We start from the raw sequence: 2097 nt of genomic DNA, 5'->3' as shown, positions 1-2097 counted from the left end.
GCCATAGGCGCATCCGCCGGCGGTCCGGGTGGTCGGGCATCGTGAACGACTCGAACGCGGAGACCGCGGACCGGGCCCGCCCGAGCGCTTGGAGGTACGCGGCGGGTGGGGCCGTCTCCGCGGTCGCCGGGGCCGGCTGGCCTGCCTCCGGCGGACCCAGCTCTTCGGGCCCGATCGGTCTCAGCCATGGAGCCGCGCGCACGGCCTCGACGAGCTCCGGGGTACGGGGGCCCAGTGCGTCGAGGACGAGCGCCAAGGTGCGCGGCCGACCCGGACTCTCGAAGAACACCATGGCCGTCTCGGCCATCACGTGGCCGACGTCGAGGGCGGTCCGGGCGCGCGAGGCGCGATCGGTGATGGTGGCGTCCGCCGGGACCGCGGTCACGCCCTGGAGCGAGATCGGGTTCGCCCGGGTGAGCGTCGATCCCCCGGACACCTGGCTCGGGTCCACCACGACCGCGGGCACGCCCATCCTGCGCAGGGCCTCCAGGCTCGCCGGGTCCACGGCCAGGTCCGGGGGGAGGACGGGTCCGGTCGGTTCCTGCCCGAGGACACGTGAGGATGCGGCCGCACCGTCCAGCAGCTCCTGCTGGACGGTCGATCCGATGTCCGGGACCTGCGGGAGCCGCACGTTGGTGAACGGCGTCCGCAGGAGCTCCTCGCCCGCGAGCTCCCGGAGACGCTGGATCACGTCGTCGGTCAGGTCCGGTGCCCGCTCCCGCAGCATCTCCAGCTCGGTGAGCAGCACGGGTGAGACGGATGCGGCCACCGGCCCGGCTGCTGTCAGCCGGGAGAGCCGCTCGTGGACGCCCTCGAGCCGCTGGAGCGAGCGGCGGTCGTCGGGGTCCGCCGGGTGCGTCAGCGGCAGAGGAGTGACCCGCAGCACGAGGAGCGACCTCAGCGGCGTCGGCGGCGGCTCGGATACGAGGGCGACCGCCGTCCGCGCCTGCCGTAGGACATCCTCACCCGCCTTTCCGAGGGTGACCACGAGGGGGTAGACCCCGTCCGGCGCCGCATAGAACCCTCCCCGGGCGGCGAGGTCCTCGGTGATCTCGACGGTCGTGGCCTCGCCCGCGCCGAGCTCGTCCACGCGGTGGCTCGACGCCTCCAGTGGGGTCCCCACCGGCCCCCGGTCGAGCGCGCGGTGCAGGTCGCTGCGGCTGCGGACCCGGCGGTGCACGGAGACGGTCACCCGGAGGTCGCGCAGCTCGCTGCCGCTCGGGTTGGTGACGGTCGCCGTCACGTGCAGCGGCGTCCCAGGGCCGAACCAGGGGCGCACCGCCACCTGCAGCGAGACCAGGTCGGACCCCTGCGCCCACCCGGCGGGACCCGTCGCCAGCATCGCCAGGACCACCAGCGCGGTCGCGCCGCGGCCCAGCCGACGGGCGTGGAGAGGGGGGTCGTGGTAGGTCCGCATCGTGTGCCCCGGGGCGTCCGGCGCCCCCGCGTACTCTACGCTGTGGCCGGGCGGGTCAGGTCATCAGGGCAACGATCTCCGACCCCCCGAACAGGACCGCCATCAGCCCCATGGCGACCCCGACCGCCAAGCGCAGACGCCTGTCCGATGCGCGCACGGCCAGCCTCGAGCCGATCCGGGCACCCGGTATGACGCCGACGGTCAGCCCGAGAGCGATCGCCCAGTCGATGTTGCCCAGCCGCTCGTGGACGATCGTCCCCGGGACGGCCTGCGCCGCGATCACCGCCAACGACGTGCCGAGCGCGACCTTGATCGGGAGCCGCAGCAACCCCGTGAAGACCGGGACGAGGACGACCCCACCGCCCAGTCCCAGCAGCCCGGACACGAACCCGGACACGGCGCCGACCCCCAGGTAGAGCGCCGTGCCTCCGCGGGCGGTCGCTTGGGAGACGCCCGTCCTCTCCCGGAGCATGCGCACCGAGAGGAACAGGATCAGTGCGGCGGTGGCGATCAGCAGCAGCTCGCCCCGCACTCGCGAGGTGGCCAGCGCGCCCACGACGGCGAACCCGGCCCCCCCCAGGGCGGCGGGCACGGCGATCCGCGCGTCCACGAACCCGCCCCTGGCGTAGGCGACGAGGCCCGTAAGAGCGGTGGGGATAATGACCGGCAGGGTGGTGCCC

General features: G+C 74.4%; 2 protein-coding genes. Both read right to left on the bottom strand.

The window, feature by feature from the left end:
- Nucleotides 1-1417: DUF6049 family protein (locus VM840_06565; GenBank protein HVL81236.1), on the bottom strand; the 1417-nt coding region annotated here is incomplete at its 3' end.
- Between the two features lie 55 nt (nucleotides 1418-1472).
- A partial coding sequence (locus tag VM840_06560) for a sulfite exporter TauE/SafE family protein (protein ID HVL81235.1) occupies nucleotides 1473-2097 on the bottom strand: 625 nt, incomplete at its 5' end.

The sequence above is a fragment of the Actinomycetota bacterium genome, assembly GCA_035540895.1.
In the GTDB taxonomy this organism is placed as follows: Bacteria; Actinomycetota; JAICYB01; order JAICYB01; family JAICYB01; genus DATLFR01.
This window is presented reverse-complemented; position numbering and strand designations above follow the sequence as displayed.